12 protein-coding genes are annotated in these 18,665 nt (G+C 61.8%); 7 read left to right on the top strand and 5 right to left on the bottom strand.

Going from position 1 to position 18,665, the window contains the following annotated elements; all coding sequences use genetic code 11:
- Positions 1–395: 395 nt before the first annotated feature.
- The 5 genes from HDF16_RS04645 (at position 396) to HDF16_RS04665 (ending at position 6,490) form a co-directional block, all read left to right on the top strand.
- Positions 396–1,730 (top strand): TolC family protein, encoded by a 1,335-nt coding sequence (locus HDF16_RS04645; RefSeq protein WP_348641239.1) that lies wholly within the window; start codon positions 396–398, stop codon positions 1,728–1,730.
- Positions 1,727–2,029, top strand: a complete 303-nt coding sequence (locus HDF16_RS04650; RefSeq protein WP_184213930.1) for a YtcA family lipoprotein — start codon at positions 1,727–1,729, stop codon at positions 2,027–2,029. Before HDF16_RS04645 ends, HDF16_RS04650 begins: the two co-directional genes overlap by 4 nt.
- A gap of 7 nt (positions 2,030–2,036) precedes the next feature.
- Positions 2,037–3,257 carry a biotin/lipoyl-binding protein gene (locus HDF16_RS04655; protein WP_184213931.1) on the top strand — a complete coding sequence of 407 codons (1,221 nt, stop codon included), beginning with the start codon at positions 2,037–2,039 and terminating at the stop codon, positions 3,255–3,257.
- Between the two features lie 2 nt (positions 3,258–3,259).
- Positions 3,260–5,350 carry an FUSC family protein gene (locus tag HDF16_RS04660; RefSeq protein ID WP_184213932.1) on the top strand — a complete coding sequence of 697 codons (2,091 nt, stop codon included), beginning with the start codon at positions 3,260–3,262 and terminating at the stop codon, positions 5,348–5,350.
- A 138-nt stretch (positions 5,351–5,488) separates the two neighbouring features.
- Positions 5,489–6,490 carry a glycoside hydrolase family 43 protein gene (locus tag HDF16_RS04665; protein WP_184213933.1) on the top strand — a complete coding sequence of 334 codons (1,002 nt, stop codon included), beginning with the start codon at positions 5,489–5,491 and terminating at the stop codon, positions 6,488–6,490.
- A gap of 7 nt (positions 6,491–6,497) precedes the next feature.
- Here the strand turns inward: HDF16_RS04665 and HDF16_RS04670 are convergent, their stop codons facing one another.
- Positions 6,498–7,346: a PGN_0703 family putative restriction endonuclease gene (locus HDF16_RS04670; protein ID WP_184213934.1), complete on the bottom strand. Its 849-nt coding sequence runs from the start codon at positions 7,344–7,346 to the stop codon at positions 6,498–6,500.
- A gap of 67 nt (positions 7,347–7,413) precedes the next feature.
- On the opposite strand from HDF16_RS04670, the gene dinB reads away from it, so the two are divergent.
- Both dinB and HDF16_RS04680 read left to right on the top strand, forming a co-directional pair.
- Positions 7,414–8,583: a DNA polymerase IV gene (gene dinB / locus HDF16_RS04675; RefSeq protein WP_184213935.1), complete on the top strand. Its 1,170-nt coding sequence runs from the start codon at positions 7,414–7,416 to the stop codon at positions 8,581–8,583.
- 12 nt (positions 8,584–8,595) lie between these two features.
- Positions 8,596–9,450 carry a fumarylacetoacetate hydrolase family protein gene (locus HDF16_RS04680; RefSeq protein ID WP_184213936.1) on the top strand — a complete coding sequence of 285 codons (855 nt, stop codon included), beginning with the start codon at positions 8,596–8,598 and terminating at the stop codon, positions 9,448–9,450.
- A gap of 9 nt (positions 9,451–9,459) precedes the next feature.
- On the opposite strand, the gene HDF16_RS04685 is transcribed toward HDF16_RS04680, so the two are convergent.
- The 4 genes from HDF16_RS04685 to HDF16_RS04700 are packed head-to-tail and all read right to left on the bottom strand — an operon-like array spanning position 9,460 to position 18,606.
- The gene (locus tag HDF16_RS04685; protein ID WP_184213937.1) at positions 9,460–10,044 is read right to left on the bottom strand and encodes a hypothetical protein; all 585 of its coding nucleotides are present in this window, start codon (positions 10,042–10,044) and stop codon (positions 9,460–9,462) included.
- A 20-nt stretch (positions 10,045–10,064) separates the two neighbouring features.
- Positions 10,065–12,917: an FG-GAP-like repeat-containing protein gene (locus HDF16_RS04690; RefSeq protein WP_184213938.1), complete on the bottom strand. Its 2,853-nt coding sequence runs from the start codon at positions 12,915–12,917 to the stop codon at positions 10,065–10,067.
- The gene (locus HDF16_RS04695) at positions 12,914–14,695 is read right to left on the bottom strand and encodes a fibronectin type III domain-containing protein (protein WP_221312477.1); all 1,782 of its coding nucleotides are present in this window, start codon (positions 14,693–14,695) and stop codon (positions 12,914–12,916) included. The genes HDF16_RS04690 and HDF16_RS04695 overlap by 4 nt, the downstream gene beginning before the upstream one ends.
- Positions 14,696–14,721: 26 nt before the next feature.
- A complete protein-coding gene (locus tag HDF16_RS04700) occupies positions 14,722–18,606 on the bottom strand; it encodes a beta strand repeat-containing protein (RefSeq protein ID WP_184213939.1) in 3,885 nt (1,294 codons plus the stop codon).
- Positions 18,607–18,665 lie beyond the last annotated feature (59 nt).

The raw sequence follows: 18,665 nt of genomic DNA on the forward strand, positions 1-18,665 counted from the left end.
CGATACTTCCGAGTGGGGCAGGCTCATCACCCGTCAACCGCAGCCATGAAATTGTTCGTGCAACTCACCCGTGACGTATTAGATTGGGGGCACGCGGATACACTCGCAGATGTGGCCGGCAGGTGAAAGTTGCGCCGCGAATTCGATCTCGACTGGGGTATGACCTGTCTCGTAAGAATAAGAACAGACGCTTCTTGAAACATCCGGGGCCGGCCGTATCATCGCGAACCGGCAGTTCCCGGAGTGTCGCTTTTCCAAGCCTTGCGCTGCGAAGCTGTCTCCTTCTTTGCGCGCTTTTTAGCCTCGCCGCAGCAAGGCTGCTGGGACAAACCAGTTGCGCGGGGACCGCACTATCTCCCGCCGCATCGGCTGACTGCGCCGCAAGGAATGTGCCCGTGGCGACGGTCGCGCAGCTCGACGCCGCGCATACCTACACCTTGACCGAACTGATCGACCTGGCGGAACAGAACAACCCACGCACACGGATCGCGTGGGAGCGAGCGCGGCAGCGGGCAAATGAACTTGGTATCGCGAAGAGCGCGTATCTACCGGTCATCGTCTTCCAAGCGATCGGGGGCGATCAGCGCACGATTAGCCCGTTTCCGAAGGCGCTGGAGCCGCGTGGGTACAACATGGTCGAGATCCCGATCGTGCAGCCTGAGCTGGAGCTGCAATATCTTCTATACGACTTCGGGACGCGAGAGGCCCGCGTGGACGGCGCGCTGGCGGAGAAGATCGCTTCGGGCGCCAACTTTGTGCAGGCCAACCAAGAGGTCGCCTTCCGCGTGGCCACGGCCTACTATCGGCTGCTGACCGCACAGGAGCGCCTGCAGGCAACGCGAGAGACTTTGAAGACCGGCCAGACCACGCAGGACGCTGCCGAGGCGCAGCTCGCAAACGGTCGCTCCACCGTCCCGGATGTCTTGAATGCGAAGGCGGAGACCTCGCAGGATGTATTCGATATGGAGTCGGCCGATGGCGACGAGAAGATCGCCCGGGTGCAGCTTGCCGAGGCAGTGGGAGCGGAACCTTCTCCAAACGTGAACATCGATGCCATGACCAACGCGCCGTTGCCGGAGCAATTGACTGTGTCGATTGAAGAGCTGATCGATCGCGCGATCAAGGACCGGCCGGACCTCGCCGCGCAGGCTGCGGAGATCCGCGCCGCGGACGACCGCATCCGCGTGGCCAAGGGAGAGTACCGGCCGCGCATCACGCTTTCAGGCAATGGTGCGCAGACATCGATCTGGCCATCGCCGGACGCTGGCTCCCTCGGACAGGCCAGTCAGCCAACATGGGCCGCCATACTTGGCATAGAGTGGAAGGTCTTCGACGGCGGAGCGAGGCGCAACGAGCTCGCTGCAGCGCAGTCGAAGAAGCGCGAGGCATTGGATGAACTGACAGAGAAGCGCGACCAGGCGACGCGTGAAGTCTGGACCGCCTACATCGCATTCCGGACGGCGTTGCGGAAGCAGCAGGCTGCGGTGGCGTTGCTTGAGGCTGCGAATGAATCGTATGGGGCCTCGCTTGAGGCCTACAAATATGGAGTGAAGAACCTGATCGATGTGGTCACGGCTGAGCGTCAACTGGCGCAGGCCCGCCTTTCCGGAGTATCGGCACGGTCGCAGTTGTTCCTCGAAGCCGTAGACCTGGAGTTTGTCACTGGCAATCTACTGCGAAGCCTGCCTCCGGCAACCAAACTTCACGCACCTGAAGGACCCGCGAAATGACCCTCTTATCCTTGAGATCGATTGCGAGATCGATTGCGAGATCGATTGCGAGATCGATTGCGACTGCCGCGGCTTGCCTGTTCCTTGCCGGCTGCAATCACGCCCCCAACATCGACGTCATCGGATCGTTCTTCCCCGTCTGGATGCTTTGCATCGCGATTGCGATTCCGCTAACCTTCGCGGCGCGGGTCGCGCTGGTTCGCTTCCACCTGGAGAACGAAGTGGGCCCTCTGGCCCTCTTCTATCCCTGCCTCGTCATTCTGCTTACCAGCCTTCTGTGGCTGATCTTCTTCCGGTAGGAGCCACATGGACACGATGGATCAAACATCAGCTTCTCCCGCAGCGGCTAAGCCTAAATCCAGCACAGGACGCATCATCGGCATTGTCGTGGTTGTAGCCGCGCTGCTCCTGTTTGGCATCGTCACGCTGCAGGTCGACCTTCATCCCCGAACCGATGACGCCAGCGTGCGAGCGAACTTCATTGAGATTGCACCCGAGGTCAGCGGACGGCTGGTTGATCTCCCGGTCAAGGACAACGCCTTCGTCAAACAAGGCGATACGCTCTTCGTCATCGATCCTCGCCCCTACGAGTACGCTCTCCAGCAGGCGCTCTCTGACCAGGACGCTCTGGAGCAGCAGATCATCGACGCGAAGCGTCATATTGCCGCACAGGCCAGCGCCGCCGAAGCTGCTCGCGCCGGGGTCTACAACTCTCGTACCGGGATACAGACAGCGGGCAGCAACATCGACGTGGCCACCGCAGCCGTGACGCGAGCGAAAGCCGCAGTGGAGGCTTCTGGTGCACAACTGAAACTGGTCACCAACAACTTGCATCGCATCGAACCTTTGCTCGAAAAGAAGTACGTCACGGTCGAACAGATCGACCAGGCGAATACCGCGGTCCGCGTCGCCCAGGGCAACTACGACGAGGCCCAGGCCGCCCTGCTCCAGGCGCAGGCGTCGCAACAGCAGGCAAGTCTGAAAAAGGTTGAGGCGAGTTCTCTTTCCATCGAGCAGGAGGCAAAGCTAGGCCAAGCATTGCATACGATCGACACGGTGGACACGCTGGTCTCGCAGCGGCCTTCGAAAGCGGCGAAGGTGGATAGCGCGCGCCTTGATCTCGAACGAACACGCGTCGTGGCGCCGTTCAATGCTTACGTCACCAACATGAACATCTCGGTGGGCGCTTATGCGCGACCGGGAGCTCCCCTCTTCACCCTGATCGACACGCGCACCTGGTATGTGATCGCAAACTATCGCGAGTCGAAGCTGAAGAACATCCATATCGGTCAGCACGCAGACCTTTACCTGATGGGGCACCCCGACCGCCGCTTCAATGGCACCGTTGAGAGCGTGGGCTACGGTGTCTTCCCGGAGGATGGCGCAGTGGCGCAAGGCCTGCCTAACATCGAGCGCACACTGAACTGGGTACATCTCTCTTCGCGCTTCCCGGTCCGTATCCGGGTGAACGACCCTGACCCCGAACTCTTCCGCATCGGAGCGACCGCTGTGACGGTCGTGCGTTAGCCATGGCGACCGCTGTTGCGGATGTGGTTCCGCTGGCCAGCAAGCTCACCTCCCTTCCCCGGGCCTGGGTACACGCTCTTTTGCAGGACCTCGAGCCCGTGCCCGGACGGCTCGGCAGCACGATGCGCGTCGTACTTGCCTCGATCATTGCGCTGCTGTTGCTGGAGGCGCTGCAGATGCCGTTCCTCTCGATCGGCATGTACTTCATCTTCCTGATTGGCAGGGACAGTCCCGCCGTCTCGCTGCGCAGCGGCGTGTTCTCCTTCGCGATCGTGCTCTTCGCGATTGCGGTGGAACTTGGCGTGGTGATCTTGACGGACAACGATCCCGTAGCCCGGTTGCTGAGCGTCGCTGTTGTAACGTTCGTCTCGGGCCTGCTCGTGGTCACGACTAACACGCCACCGTTGGGCTCGACCTTCGGGCTCATCTACTGCACGGTGATCAGCCTTTGGGAGCTGCATGCGCCCGCAGACCGGTTGGTAAAGAGTTCGCTCTATCTCCTGGGTACGTTTTGCATCTCGCTCGGCAGCGCCATCGTCGTCGAGTACATCTTCGGAGTCCGCAACCCTGCCGCAGCGCTCCAGGAGCAACGCCACGTTCGCTATTCCGCGCTCGAAACGTTGTTCCGGCTCTATGCCAATGACGCGCCTCCGGCTCAGCGCTTTGAGGCCGCGAGCAAGGTCTCGCGCATAGCCATCGCTGGCCAGGCGGGAATGATCGCCCTCTACAACACGATCGTCGAGCGCGACCTTGACACCGGGACACTGCCTATTGCCATACGTCCTCGGATCACGATGCTGGCGCAGCTGATGGACAATGCCGCCGCCTTCGGCCTGCAGAACCCCGTAACTGTCGATCCGGAGGTGCAACTCCGGTGCGCGCGCATCGCGGACGAATGCCACCGTCTCTTACCTGGAGTTCCAACCGAGCCGAGCAGCAGCCTAAGACCTGGTCCAGAGGGAAGCTACACCCTGCTCGATCGCGTGGAAGGGTCGTTGCACGCCATCCTGACCATGCCACTGGACATCAATCCGACCAAGAACAGGGAGCTGGTGAGCCTGCCCAGCCATAAGGTCCCCTTCTTCATTCCCGGTGCTCTTCGCCAGGTAGAGAATATTGCCTTCGGTTTGAAGATCAGTCTCTGTGCCACATTTTGTTACATCTTCTACCACGCCGTCGCCTGGCCAGGAATCGCAACCTCGGTGACCACCGTGCTGGTAACCGGACTCAGCAGCACCGGCGCGATCAAGCAGAAGCTGGTCTTCCGTTTGCTGGGCGCTATTATCGGCGGCTTCTTCCTTGGCATTGGAGCGACGGTCTTCCTGTTCCCGCATATGGACTCCATCACCTCACTGGTGGTTCTCGAATCGGTAGTCGCGTTCATCTCGGCGTGGGTTGCCGCCGGGCCGAAGTTCAATTACATCGGTCTCCAGATAGCGTTCTCTTTTTACGTTGTGGCCTTCGAGGGGTTAAGCGCGCCGACCGAGCTTGCGCCCGCGCGCGACCGTCTTGCCGGCATCCTGATCGCGCTCGCGGCGATGTGGCTGGTCTTCGATCAACTTTGGCCCGTGCGTACGATCACGGTGATGCGCCGAGGCTTCGCCTCCGTCCTCCGGCTCGGAGCAGATCTGCTGAACCTGCTGGACTCCGGCAAAGAGAAGGAGATTATCCTTCGCGATGCCGACGTCCTGCGAGATCGTCTGGGTAAGACAGTGGCTGGACTGAGGAGCAGCAATACCGCGGTGCCTTACGACTTTAGCCCGGACCGTGACCGTCACATCCAGGAGGGTGACGCCATCCTTCGCGCGACCCTTACCGCCGCGGCTCTCTTCTGGAACGAGATCGCCATGCTTCACAGCCTCCAGGAGGAAGAGGTGCCCGTTCAACCAGCTCGTCGAGAGCTGCGCGACCATCTTGCCGCCCGCTTGCTCGTCATGGCAGACCTGGTGGCTGAGCACCAGCCGGTCGTCCCGGAGAGCACGCCAGAGCCCACGAATCAAGGACTCCTGGAAGATCCCCAGCTAGGTGAATACACGGAGCATCTGATCGCGCGTCACGCTGAGTTGGAGAAGTTCGTCGCCGCTCTCAACTAGGTAGCGCTTATGCCCTGCGAGGACGAGGAGACAACAAAGGTGGGCAAATTGCATTGGCAAAATGATGACGCTGGACCTCGGACCAACCTTGCGGGATTTGCATGGAGAAGGGTCCTTCGGTGCACAATCTTTCCTCTAATGCTGGCGGTGCTCTTCAGCGTAACCACAGCTAAGGCGCAGCAGGCATCGAGCGCAGTGTTGACCCTGCCCAACATGCCTTTGCATGATCCCTGGATCCTGACGAATGAAGCGGACAAGACCTACTACCTGTACACCTCCAACGTCCCCAAGGTCTCAGGCGTGAGCGGCGTTGGAACCATGGTGTACCGGAGCGCCGATCTGAAGCATTGGGAGCCGCCGATCGTGGTCTTTCACACGTCCGAGATGAGTTGGGCGCAGAGCGGAGCGTGGGCTCCGGAGGTGCATCGCTGGAAGGGTAGGTACTATCTCTTCACCACGGTCTTCGATGATTCGAAGCCGCTGCCGCCCGGCCACAATGCCGTGCGTCCAGCCTACCGCCGCGGGACGATCAGCGCGGTGAGCGACAGCCCGCTTGGCCCCTTCCATCCTTTGAATCCGAATGGGCCGCTGCCACCGTCGGACTTCATGACCCTGGATGGAACGCTCTATGTCGATCCCGCCGGAAAACCGTGGCTCGTGTACGCTCATGAATGGTTGCAGAAGACAGATGGAACTATAGAGGCTGTGCGACTAACCGACGACCTCGCGAAGAGCGCGGCGGCGCCCATCTTTCTCTTCAAAGCATCTGACGCACCCTGGCTGGACAAGGACGTTGTCCCATCAACAGACTCCAGCCAGTACGTCACGGATGGGCCTGAACTCTTCCGCACGCATGACGGCCACCTACTGATGTTGTGGTCAAGCTACTCGAACGATAGCAAGTATATTCAGACGGTCGCACGATCGAAGACGGGCACCATCGAAGGGCCGTGGGAGCAACTGGCTCCGCTGGTCTATGAAGACAGTGGACACGGCATGCTCTTCCACACGTTCGATGGTTCGCTGGTGATGGTCCTCCATCAGCCCTTCAAAAATGCGCGGGGGAAGATCTATGCGATGAAGGATGCCGGAGACCATCTGGAAGTCGTGCGAGAGCGAACAGACCTCGATGCTCCGTAATGGTCTGTCACGCCGGAAAGATACCGTACTTCGAGGCTAGAAACTCTTGCAGTTCCTGCGGAAGGGCAAAAGCTAGTTCCTGCCAGGTGAGCAGTTTGAGCTGGCACCGAAGCTCGGCGGAACTCACCGCCCGCATCACTTTGAACCACATCTCGATCAGGTCAGGCCGTCGAGCGTCGCAGAACACACAAAACGAACAGCCAAGAGCGTATGCGGCAAGCGTGCCCCGGATCAGCTGATAGCCGGCATGTCTGCCGTCTCGCATGGGAAGCTCTGACAGGTCGAAGACCTCGTCGATAGCGCGATAGCGCGAGACTAACTTCGAGGCTGCAAATTGGAAGTCCGACTCCGTCAGTTTGGCTTCGATCAAAAGATCGCCAAGCCTGAGGTCCACCTCTGTCGCGTCGCTCTTCGCTCTCTGCAAAGGAACTCGGGGCTTGAACCCGAACTCCGGCTGCGCAGTGCACTCCACATTCAGCAACGTTCGCAGTCCGCCGCTCGCCATCGTTCCGGGATGGCAAAAGATGTTCATCAAGAGCGCATCGGAACTGTTCGAACAATCCAGTTCCTTCCATTGCCAGTTGGAACGTGGCTTCATGCGTTTCGAAGCGGTATGAACCTTCTCCAGGCGCTTCGCCCAAGCCTCGCGCTGAAGGATCGCGGCGTAGGCATCCGGGTGAAAGTTTCCATGCCGTCCGTGCTCATCCTGCCCGAAGATAATGCTGGGGAGCTGCCCGTCCGTCCGCTCGTGCAGGTGGCCGCTCAAGACGGCAAGCCGGAGGCTGCGAAGGCTCAGTTCGCTCCGCAGACTTAGCCCCGCCGGGATCACGAATCCTGATTGCTCATCGGACGACATAGCTCCTATAATAGGCGAAGATTTAGCGAATTCGACTCGGGTTGATCGAGAGTCTAATCGAGAGTCCATGAGCGAGCCACCGGCATTTCGCAAGATCGTTCACGTCGACATGGACGCCTTCTACGCGTCGGTGGAACAGCGCGACAATCCCGAGCTTCGAGGCCGTCCGGTCGTGGTCGCCTGGCGTGGCGCTCGTTCGGTCGTGTGCGCCTCTTCGTATGAGGCGCGTAAGTTCGGCATACGATCGGCGATGCCTGCGGTGCGAGCCGAGAGGCTCTGTCCGGAGGCTGTCTTCCTCCCGCCTGACTTTGTCCGCTACAAGGCGGTCTCACGGGCCGTGCGCGAGATCTTCGAGCGCCACACGGATCTCATCGAGCCGTTGTCGCTCGACGAGGCCTACCTTGATGTCACGGAGAACAAGCTCGGGCTCGCAACGGCAACGCGGGTTGCGAAGAGGATCCGGCAGGAGATCCGTGAGGAACTAAACCTGACCGCCTCTGCCGGTGTTGCGCCGAACAAGTTTCTCGCCAAGATCGCGTCCGACTGGAAGAAGCCGGACGGCCTCTTCGTGATTCAGCCCCACGAGGTCGAGAGCTTCCTTGTCCCACTCCCCGTGGGCCGAATTCCAGGGGTTGGACAGGTCACGGAAGCCCGCATGAAGGCCGTTGGCATCGCAACCGTTGGCGACCTTTGCGCGATGGAGAGGACGACGCTGGAAGGCCACTTTGGCCGGTATGGCCGGCGCTTGTATGAGCTCGCTCGCGGCATCGATCACAACCCCGTCATCGCAAACCGCGCGAGCAAATCGATCTCCGCGGAAGATACCTTTCCAGTTGATATCCCGCTGCCGGAGACCGAGCCGCTGCTGCGTAAGCTGGCGGAGAAGGTCTGGGCTGCGTCGCGGCAGAACGCGCGGATGGCGAGGACGGTGGTCCTGAAGTTGAAGACGAAGGAGTTCAACACGCTCACGCGCAGCCTGACTCCACCCACCATGCCGGTGTCGCTGGAGGAGTTCGCCGATGTGGCCGTCTCGCTTGCGGAACGAGTCGACCTCGGCCCCGGTCAGCTCTTCCGCCTGGTGGGCGTGGGACTGAGCAACTTCCAGGTGGAACAGGTAGCCGAGACGCCACTCTTCACTCATGACGATGACGATGAGGACTTGCTTGTCCCCTCTTCTGAAGATCAATCGGCACTGCCATCGGACATCCTCGAAAGCCTTCAATCTGCTAGAAAGTAAGAGGAGATAAAGATGAAGCTGCTGCGATACGGGAACAAGGGATTCGAACGTCCGGGGATGTTGGATGAAGCTGGAAAGCTGCGTGACCTGTCGGGCGTGGTGCCGGACATCGCCGGTGCGGTGCTGTCACCGGACTCGCTGAAGAGTCTGCTGGAGCTGGATGCGTCGACGCTGCCAATGGTTGATGGCCCTTACCGCATCGGCCCGTGCGTCGGTGGCGTGGGTAAGTTCATCTGCATCGGCCTCAACTACTCCGACCATGCAGCGGAATCGGGCATGGCGGTGCCGAAGGAGCCGGTGGTCTTCATGAAGGCGACCTCGTCCATTATTGGCCCGGATGACGACGTGATGATCCCGCGGGACTCTCTGAAGACCGACTGGGAGGTCGAGCTTGGCGTCGTGATCGGCAAAGAGGCAAAGTATGTCGATGAGGCCGACGCTCTGTCTTACGTAGCGGGTTACTGCGTGGTGAACGACCTCTCAGAACGCGCCTTTCAGCTTGAGGGCACAGGTCAATGGGTGAAGGGAAAGAGCGCGGACACCTTCGGTCCTATCGGGCCGTGGCTGGTGACCACGGATGAGGTTTCCGATCCGCAGAGTCTGCGCTTGTGGCTCGAGGTCGACGGGCACAGGTTCCAGGACGGTACGACGGCGACGATGGTCTTCGGGGTCGCCCACCTGGTGAGCTATCTCAGCCGCTACATGAGCCTGCAGCCGGGCGACATCATCTCCACGGGAACGCCTCCGGGCGTGGGGCTTGGCCAGAAGCCGCCTGTCTACCTGAAGGCGGGCAGCAAGATGAAGCTTGGGATTGATGGCCTTGGAGAGCAGGCGCAGAACGTCATCGCCTACTGGCCACAGATCTGACGGGTCACATCACCGGAGGTGGATGACGACGCCGGCTCCGAGTTGAATGTTGTTTTGCACGTTCGACGTGCCGTTGGGAAAGTGAGTTCGCACCCAGTCTGCCTGGACTACGCGAAGAGAGATGCGTGGCGTGATGTCGAGATCGACTCCGCCGCCAACCTTGAAGCAGAAGGAACTCGCCGACGAAGAAGATTCGGTCGCCCCGGCGAAGACGCTGTTGGAGGCAGTGGCTTCGCCGAAGAGCACGTGCCCGAAGACCGAGGAGTTGTAGTAGTCCGCACGCGACGGCGCGATCCACTTGTATTGCGGCCCGGCGGTGAAGGTGAGGAGCCGCAGGCCGACTCCATCGGAGCTGATCTTCCCACTCTGTGAACCCGTAATGTCTCCGACTACGCCGAATCCCTTCCACAGCGATACCCCAGCCATGGCACTTCCTCCCTGTAGCCAGAAGGTGTGGCCCGGCAGAGTCTTGGAGCGGTTCGCATCGTAGAGCACGGCAGCGTCGAGCCTCATCGTCGCCTTCGCAGTCGCTTGGGCCCGCGCCGAGGCACTCGCAAGGAGAAGGATAAGAAGACTGATCAGGGGCGTACGCATCGTTTGCCGTTTACCTTTCTTCATTGAACGTTCAACTGAAGCGACGTGGTGTGTGCCAGCGCTCCACTGGAGGCGGTGACAGTGAGGGTGTAGTTGCGCGACGCCTGTCCCAGATACCCATTGCTGCCACAGCCGGTAAACGTGAGGAGAGCGGCAGAACCGGCAAGCACGATCACCGCCATGTAGAGAGCGCGCGAAAGTGAGCGCGCGGCCCTTCTAAAGCGGCGCAGCGTCGCAAAGGGCAGGAGAAACAGAGTAAGAGCCATGGCGAAGTTGGAAGGCGACCGGTGCAGGCCCGCTACTTCCTTAGCGACGGTCACGGTCATCGATGTTGACGTGGCTGTCGCTCCGGGAGTCAGCGTAGCGGGCATGAACGTGGCTGTCGCTCCAGCAGGCAGTCCAGCAACGGAGAAGCTGATGGTGTTGGGAAAGCTGCTATCGGGCGTGATCATCAAGTCGTAGGCGACACTCTGCCCAGGCTGCACTGTCTTTGACGGCTGGGTCGCCGCGAGCGCGAAGTCGCCGGTGGAGGCAGCAAGCGAGGCCGATGTGCCTCCGACGTAGTTGGTGTCGCCGCTGTAGGTCGCGGTGACGGGGTGAACGCCGGCTGCAAGCGAAGTAACCGAGTAGGTCGCCACTCCGCCGACGAGCGGGGATGAGCCGATGAGAGCGTTGCCGTCGTAGAAGCCGACCGTTCCTGTCGGAACTCCACTCGTGAATGACGTCACCGTCGAGGTGAAGGTGAAGCTGGCACCAGGCCCAGGCGTGCCGGTGAGCGTAATTTTGATGATCGCCTTGTTCACCGTGAGCACAGAGACAGAGCTGTTGCTGGCTAAGAAGTTGGCATCGCCGAGATAGTCCGCCGAGAGGCTGTGCTGGGCTACCGAGAAAGAGTTCAAGCTGAGAAGTGCCTGACCGTTTGCGACGTTCGATTGGCCAAGGGCAGTGCTGCCGTCGAAGAACTTAACCGCACCCGTCGCTGTGTAGTTTGAGGCCGAGGGAGGCGCAATCGCAGCGGTCAGTTGTACGACCTGTCCGTACTCGACTGAGTTTGTCGGCGATATGGCTAAAGCAGTCGTTGTCGCGATGGGGCTGCCGATGAGCGGGACGGTTGCGGAGGTGCTGGCAGTGTAGAGGCTGTCTCCAGCGTAGGTCGCGGAGACTGCATGAGCCACTGCAGCACCTGGAACGACAACCGATGGAAGCGTCGCGGTAGCCGAACGCGTGATCTGTAGGGGCCGGATACTAGTTGATCCGCCACCCACGTTCGTGATCGCAAGGTCCTGGGTCCCGTCGCCGTCGAAGTCGGCGGTAGTTACTGACGCTGGAGAATCGAGGTTGGCGACGACAGAGTTTGTGCCTGTAGTAAATGAACCAGTGCCGTCACCGAACAAGATCGTCGCCGTATTCGCATTGCCGTTGGTGACGATGAGGTCCTGCTTGCCGTCACCGTTGAAGTCGCTCACCGCGATGGCGCTGGGGCTGTCGCCTGTGCTGTAAGGCGTGCCAAACGCGGCCAGGCCTGTGCCGGTATTCAGCAGGATCGAGAGCGCGTTGCCGGTCGCGCTGATCACCGCGAGGTCTGCGTTGCCGTCTGCGTTGAAGTCGCCAACCACCGCCGACACCGGATAAGAGAGCGTCGCGAAGGGCGAGCCCGACAGGGGTGTGAATCCGCCCAGGCCATCGCCCTGGAGGAGGGTGATATTGTTCGAGGTCGTATTGACGACTGCGAGATCGAGGATGCCATCGTGGTTGAAGTCGGCTGTTCCGATCCACGAAGGGTTTTGACCAACCGCATAAGTGACTGACGGGTTGGAGGCAAAGCCTCCTGCACCATCGTTGATCAGGACCGTGATGGTGGAGTCGTAAACGTTCGCGACCGCAATGTCGGGCAGACCGTCGCCGTCGAAGTCGCCTATGACGATCGACTGCGGGCCGCTGCCGACGGCTACGCTAAGACCGGCGGTGAAGCGGCCGCTGCCGTCCCCAAAGAGGATGGAGATGTTCCCGGCCATCCCGTTTGCCGAGAGGATATCGAGGTGCCCATCGGCGTTCAGGTCGGCGACCACCAGTGCGGTCGGTCCGGCTCCAACAGCGAAGGGCGATCCCGCGGCCTGGGTGAAGGCTCCGGTTCCGTCGCCAAGGAAGACGCTTACCGTGTTGTCCTGAAGATTGGCGGTGGCGAAGTCGGGGATGCCGTCATTGTTGAAGTCGCCCGTTACCACGCTGGCGGGGATAGAGCCGGCTTTGACGGGAGAGGTCGGAATCGTGACGAAGTCGTAGATGGGTGCGGCAGTGGTTGAGATCTCCGCTGAACCCAGGGTAAGGTTCTTGTTGCTGGTGTCGATGAAGCTCACCATCTCGCTGCCGGACGGAGTGGCAAGCCCGTGATAGCCAACCGTTGCGGTCAGGGAGTAGTTGCCCACGCTTCCGCTGCTGACGGCAACTGTGGTCGAGGGCGCTGTGCCGCTGACGCTGACGGACGCGGTAGAAGAGATGCTCGCGAACGCGGTATGGGTGCCGGTGAAGATCGCGTTGACCGTGTGATCGCCAGGGCCAAAGATGTGCTTCAGAACCGCCGCGCCGGTTGCCGAGAGCTGCGCGGAGCCAAGCACAGCGGGGCCCTCGCAGAAGGTTGCGGTGGCGTCGCAGAAGGTCACCCGGCCAGCGGCGACCGGCGCTCCGGAGGCAGTCACCGTCGCGGTCAGAACAACCGCTGTCCCGGTTGTTACGGAGCTACTGGAAAGCGTCAAGGTGGTGCTGCTGGCGAGGGGCGAAGTTGCCCATAGGCTGGCTGTATCTCCAAAGGCGGCAAGAACAAGAGCGGCGACAAAAAGCTTTCTGCTAGTAAGGGACATGATCAGTCGGTTCATTCCGCACCCCCCACCCAGGCGGCAACTCTGGACGATAGGCCTTGATCGCGATCAGGCTCCCTGCCTCGATTCCAGAGCGTCGGACGTTCCAGGTCCGACACCTTCTGGCTCGAGGGCATCACTGTGACCTGGACCGTGATTGGAGCCGATGTGCCAGAGGCGTTCGTGAGGGTGTAGGTGAAAGTGACAATCTGGGTGGAGGTGATGTTGGGATCAGGGATGTAGAGGATGTCCAGCCCCTTGACCACCGCGCGACCGCTCGGAGGCGGAGTGACGATGGTGATTCCGGTGAAGGGTCCGCTGGTCGCGTTCGCGGTAACGTGCATGGATGAAGGAAGCGAGGCGGACGCCGTGGCGGTGGTGTCCTGCCCGGTGGGAGCGGGCTGCGCTATGACCGAATTTGAGGGCGACGAAGCAGCTCCCGTGCCGGCACTGTTAGTCGCCGTGACCGTAAAGCTGTAGGAGGTTCCGTTGGTTAAATCTGTGACCGTGATCGGCGATCCAGTTCCGCTTGCCGTGAGGCCGCCGGGAGATGAGGTCACGGTGTATCCGGTGATGGGCGCTCCGCCGGTGAAGGAAGGCGCGATGAAGGCGACAGTTGCCTGCGTGTCTCCGGGGGTCGCCTTGATCGCTGTGGCGGAACCTGGAACAGCCGCGATGATGGAGAAGGATCGCGAGACGGTCGGCGCGGGCGCGAAGGTAGCGTTGCCTGTCTGATCGGCGTGGATGGTGCAGGTGCCGACGGCGAAGGAGGTCAGCGCCCCCGAAGAGGTGATCGTACAGACCGCTGGCGTGGTCGAGGTAAAGATGACGGCGAGACCGGAGCTCGATGTCGCCGTCAGCGTCGTAGGTCCACCAAAGTTCTGAGGTCCGGGATTGGCGAAGGCGATGGTCTGGCCGCTCGCGGGCGTGATTGCGTTCGATGGAGCGGATGCCGATCCTGTGCCTGCGCTGTTGGTGGCCTTAATAGAGAAGGTATAAGAGGTGCCATTGGTCAGGCCCGTCACCGTGACGGGAGACGTGCTGCTCGTACCCGTAAGCCCACCGGGCGACGAGGTAACGGTGTAGCTCGTGATCGGTGCTCCGCCGTCCGATGCGGGAGGCGTGAATGCGACCGATGCCTGGCCATCTCCAGCGACCGCCTGACCTACCGTGGGCGTGCCGGGGACGGTTGCGGGAGTGACGGAGTTCGATGCCGCCGAGGGAAGGCTGGTACCCGCGCTGTTGGTTGCAGTGACGGAGAACGTGTACGCGGTCCCGTCGGTCAGGCCTGTGAGGGTGATAGGCGATGCGGGACCGGTTGCGGTGATGCCGCCGGGAGACGAAGTCACCGTATAAGCTGTGATCGGCGAGCCTCCAGTCGATGCGGGAGCGGTGAAGGTCACGGTCGCCTGCCCGTTGCCGCCTGTGGCCGCACCAATCACCGGAGCTCCGGCAGTCGCTGCCGCGGTGACGGAGTTTGAAGGCACCGAGGCCGCTCCGGTGCCGGCGGCGTTGGTGGCGGTCACGGTGAAGGTGTAGGCCGTGCCATTCATAAGGCCCGATACGACGATGGGAGAGGATGCGCCGGTCGCCGTGATGCCGCCGGGCGATGAGGTGACGGTGTAGCTCGTGATCGGCGATCCGCCATTCGACGCAGGAGGCGTAAAGCTGACCGAGGCCTGACCATTGCCTGCGGTGGCCGCGCCTACGGTTGGCGTGCCGGGAACGGTTGCGGCGGTCACCGAGTTCGAAGCGGCAGAGGCTGCACTTGTGCCGGCGGCGTTCGTGGCCGTCACGGTGAAGGTGTAAGCCGTGCCGTTGGTCAGGCCGGAGACGATGACCGGCGAGGAGGTCCGGTGCCTGTGAAGCCACCCGGCGAGGAGGTCACCGTATAGCTCGTGATCGCCGTTCCGCCATTCGACGCAGGAGGCGTGAAGGCGACCGAGGCCTGTCCGTTGCCTCCCGTGGCGGTTCCCACTGTGGGAGTTCCGGGAACGGTCGCGGCGGTTACGGAGTTCGAAGAGCCAGAGGACGCGCTCGTTCCCACCGCATTGGTCGCGGTCACGGAGAAGGTGTACGCTGTGCCGCTGGTCAGGCCCGTGACCACCACTGGAGAGGAGGTGCCGGTAGCCGTGATGCCACCAGGAGATGAGGTGATGGTGTAGCCGGTGACCGGCGATCCGCCATTCGATGCAGGCGGAGTGAAGGCAACCGAGACCTGCCCGTTACCTACAGTCGCCGCGCCTACGGTCGGTGCGCCCGGAGCGCTCGTCGCCGTCACCGAGTTCGAAGGCGCAGACCCGGCGCCTGTCCCAACCGCATTCGTCGCGGTCACCGAGAAGGTGTACATCGTGCCATTGGTCAGACCGGTGACGACGATCGGAGAGGAGGTGCCGGTAGCCGTGACTCCGCCGGGCGACGAGGTGACGGTGTAGCTGGTGATCGCCGATCCACCATTGGAAGCAGGTGGCGTGAAGGCGACGGAGACCTGCCCGTTGCCAGCCGTGGCTGTACCTACCGTCGGCGTGCCGGGAACGGTTGCGGCGGTCACCGAGTTAGAAGCCGTAGAGGACGCGCTCGTGCCGACAGCGTTGGTTGCGGTGACCGTGAAGGTGTAGGCCGTGCCGTTGGTCAGTCCGGAGACCGTGATGGGCGACGAGGCACCTGTTCCAGTGAAGCCGCCGGGCGATGAAGTCACCGTGTAGCCGGTAATCGCTGAGCCTCCATTCGAGGCCGGTGCAGTGAACGCGACCGAGGCTTGCCCGTTGCCTCCGGTCGCAGTACCGACCGTCGGCGTGCCGGGAACAGTCGAGGCCGTTACCGAGTTCGAAGCTGCCGAGGATGCGCCAGTCCCCACCGCATTCGTTGCGGTTACGGTGAAGGTATAGGAAGTCCCGTTGGTCAAGCCCGACACGACGATGGGAGAGGAGCTTCCCGTCCCGATAAGTCCACCCGGAGAAGAGGTCACCGTATAGCTCGTGATCGCCGAACCGCCATTCGACGCCGGAGGAGTGAAGGTGACCGACGCCTGTCCGTTACCTGCCGTAGCCGAACCCACGGTAGGCGTGCCGGGAACTGTCGCCGCCGTCACCGAGTTCGAAGGCGCTGACGCCGCGCTGGTACCCACCGCGTTCGTCGCAGTCACGGTGAAGGTGTACATCGTGCCGCTGGTCAGGCCGGTAAAGACTACCGGCGAGGAGCTTCCAGTCGCAGTGATCCCGCCGGGCGAAGAGGTTACGGTGTAGCTGGTAATTGCTGAACCGCCATTTGACGCTGGTGGAGTGAACGCGACCGAGACCTGTCCATTGCTGGCCGTGGCCGTCCCAATAGTGGGCGTGCCAGGTGCGCTCGCCGCGGTAACGGAGTTCGAAGGCGCAGACCCTGTACCCGTCCCAGCGGCGTTGGTCGCCGTAACGGAGAAGGTGTAGGCGGTCCCATTCGTGAGGCCCGTGACAATGATGGGAGAAGAGCTACCCGCTGCGGTGATGCCACCCGGGGAGGATGTCACCGTATAGCTGGTAATCGCCGAACCGCCATTCGATGCGGGAGCAGTAAAGGCAACAGAGACCTGTCCGTTGCCCACGGTGGCAGTGCCGCCCGTGGGCGTGCCCGGAACCGTAGCGGCTGTCACCGAGTTGGATGGACTGGAAGCCGTGCCCGTGCCGACGGAGTTCGTCGCGGTGACCGTAAAGGAATATGTAGTCCCGTTGGTTAGTCCCGACACGACGATCGGAGAAGTGGCCCCCGTGCCGGTAAACCCACCCGGCGACGAGGTCGCCGTATAGCTCGTGATCGCCGAACCGCCATTCGACGCGGGAGCGGTGAAGACGACCGAAGCCTGTCCATTACCTCCCGTCGCTGTCCCAACCGTCGGCGTGCCTGGAACCGTCGCCGGAGTGATGGAGTTTGACGCCCCTGAGGCTGTTCCTGTTCCAACGGCATTGGTGGCAGTCACCTTAAACGTGTACGCCGTTCCATTCGTTAGACCGGTGACGGTGATCGGCGAAGACGCTCCGGTTCCGGTGAGGCTGCCGGGTGTAGAGGTGACCGTATAGCTCGTAATCGCTGTTCCGCCATTCGAACCCGGAGCCGTAAAGGTGACACTCGCCTGTGCGTTGCCCGCGGTGGCTGTTCCGATGGTGGCCGCTCCCGGGACCGTGGCTGGAGTCACCGAGTTCGAAGCAGCCGAGGCTGCGCCGGTACCCGTAGTATTTGTTGCTGTCACCGTGAATGTGTAAGCTGTCCCATTCGTCAGTCCGGTAACCGTAACTGGAGAAGCCGAGCCGGTCCCGGTGAAGCCACCGGGTGATGAGGTGGCCGTATAACTCGTGATCGCCGAGCCACCGTTCGAGGCAGGCGCGGTGAAGGCGACCGAGGCCGAGGTACTGCCTCGAGTTGCAGTGCCAATGGTTGGCGCGCCGGGAACCGAGGCGGCTGTCACGGAGTTTGAGGTGGAAGACGAAGCGCTGGTGCCGAGCGCGTTCGTAGCCGTCACCGTGAAGGTGTACGCTGTCCCGTTCGTCAGGCCAGAAACTACGATGGGAGGGGTAGTGCCAGTTCCCGTGAAGCCACCCGGCGACGAGGTAACCGTGTAACTGGTAATCGCCGAGCCTCCGTTCGACGCCGGGGCGGTGAACGCAACCGACGCCTGCGCGTTCCCCGGAGTTGCCGTCCCGATAGTCGGCGCTCCCGGAGCTGTGGCCGGAGTGACCGAGTTCGACGCGGCCGACGCTGTGCTGGTGCCCGCTGCGTTGGTCGCGGTAACGCTGAAGGTGTACGCTGTGCCATTCGCAAGTCCCGAAACGGTTATCGGAGATGCAGTGCCGGTGCCGGTCAGTCCACCCGGAGAGGAGGTGGCGGTGTAGCCCGTAATCGCCGAGCCGCCATTCGATGCCGGGGCAGTAAACGCAACCGAGGCCGAGGCATTGCCTCGAGTCGCTGTCCCGACGGTCGGCGCACCGGGGACTGTAGCTGGCGTCACCGAGTTCGACGCCGCCGAGGCCGTGCTGGTGCCGATTGCATTGGTCGCCGTGACCGTAAACGTATAGGCGGTTCCATTGGTCAACCCGGTGACGGTGATGGGCGATGCGCTACCAGTGCCGGTCAGTCCGCCCGGCGATGAAGTGACGGTGTAGCCCGTGATCGCCGATCCACCGTTCGATGCCGGAGCGGTAAACGCGACCGAGGCCTGACCATTGCCGGCGGTCGCGGTTCCAATAGGCGGGGCACCGGGTGCCTGGTGGAGCGGAACGCTCAGAATGACAGTAAAGACGGCATTGGTCATTCCGTTGCCGCTGCCATTGTCGTAGTAATAGCTGAAGGTGAGGACCTCTGGGCCGGAGGCGATCTGGTTGCTCAGCTCAATCCCGTAAGTATCATTAAGAGCGTTCCATTGCAGAATATAGGTGTTTCCGGCGGACCCCGTGGCGGTGGCCGGCCCCGAGGATCCGAACGCGGGCGTCACGTAGACGTTCACATTCGAGCCTTGAAATAAACCATAACCATCGTCGTCGCAGGCACCACTTTGAAACACGTCGAAGACCTGCGCATAGCTGGCACCCACGCCTCCGATCGTTACGTTTGCGGAGCACATCGTCGATGCGAACCCCTTCGGGGTAAGCGTGAGGGTTGCGAGAAGAACCAGAAACGCGCTCAGCGCCCAATTCAAAGCGCTGCGCCTTTTCTCACGGTGAACGGTCAAGCTCATAGGCGTTCCAATCTTCAATGCTCCGAAACACAGCGAGAGCCCGGCTCAAAGACGACCTG

Source organism: Granulicella aggregans, from assembly GCF_014203275.1.
Lineage (GTDB): Bacteria > Acidobacteriota > Terriglobia > Terriglobales > Acidobacteriaceae > Edaphobacter.

Excerpts from the sequence above, each read along its gene's own strand:
- HDF16_RS04650 (WP_184213930.1), top strand. The coding sequence starts at position 1,727 with ATGACCCTCTTATCCTTGAGATCGATTGCGAGATCGATTGCGAGATCG.
- HDF16_RS04670 (WP_184213934.1), bottom strand. The coding sequence starts at position 7,346 with ATGTCGTCCGATGAGCAATCAGGATTCGTGATCCCGGCGGGGCTAAGT.
- HDF16_RS04655 (WP_184213931.1), top strand. The coding sequence starts at position 2,037 with ATGGACACGATGGATCAAACATCAGCTTCTCCCGCAGCGGCTAAGCCT.
- HDF16_RS04700 (WP_184213939.1), bottom strand. The coding sequence starts at position 18,606 with ATGAGCTTGACCGTTCACCGTGAGAAAAGGCGCAGCGCTTTGAATTGG.
- HDF16_RS04665 (WP_184213933.1), top strand. The coding sequence starts at position 5,489 with ATGCTGGCGGTGCTCTTCAGCGTAACCACAGCTAAGGCGCAGCAGGCA.
- HDF16_RS04685 (WP_184213937.1), bottom strand. The coding sequence starts at position 10,044 with ATGCGTACGCCCCTGATCAGTCTTCTTATCCTTCTCCTTGCGAGTGCC.
- HDF16_RS04690 (WP_184213938.1), bottom strand. The coding sequence starts at position 12,917 with ATGAACCGACTGATCATGTCCCTTACTAGCAGAAAGCTTTTTGTCGCC.
- HDF16_RS04680 (WP_184213936.1), top strand. The coding sequence starts at position 8,596 with ATGAAGCTGCTGCGATACGGGAACAAGGGATTCGAACGTCCGGGGATG.
- HDF16_RS04660 (WP_184213932.1), top strand. The coding sequence starts at position 3,260 with ATGGCGACCGCTGTTGCGGATGTGGTTCCGCTGGCCAGCAAGCTCACC.
- dinB (WP_184213935.1), top strand. The coding sequence starts at position 7,414 with ATGAGCGAGCCACCGGCATTTCGCAAGATCGTTCACGTCGACATGGAC.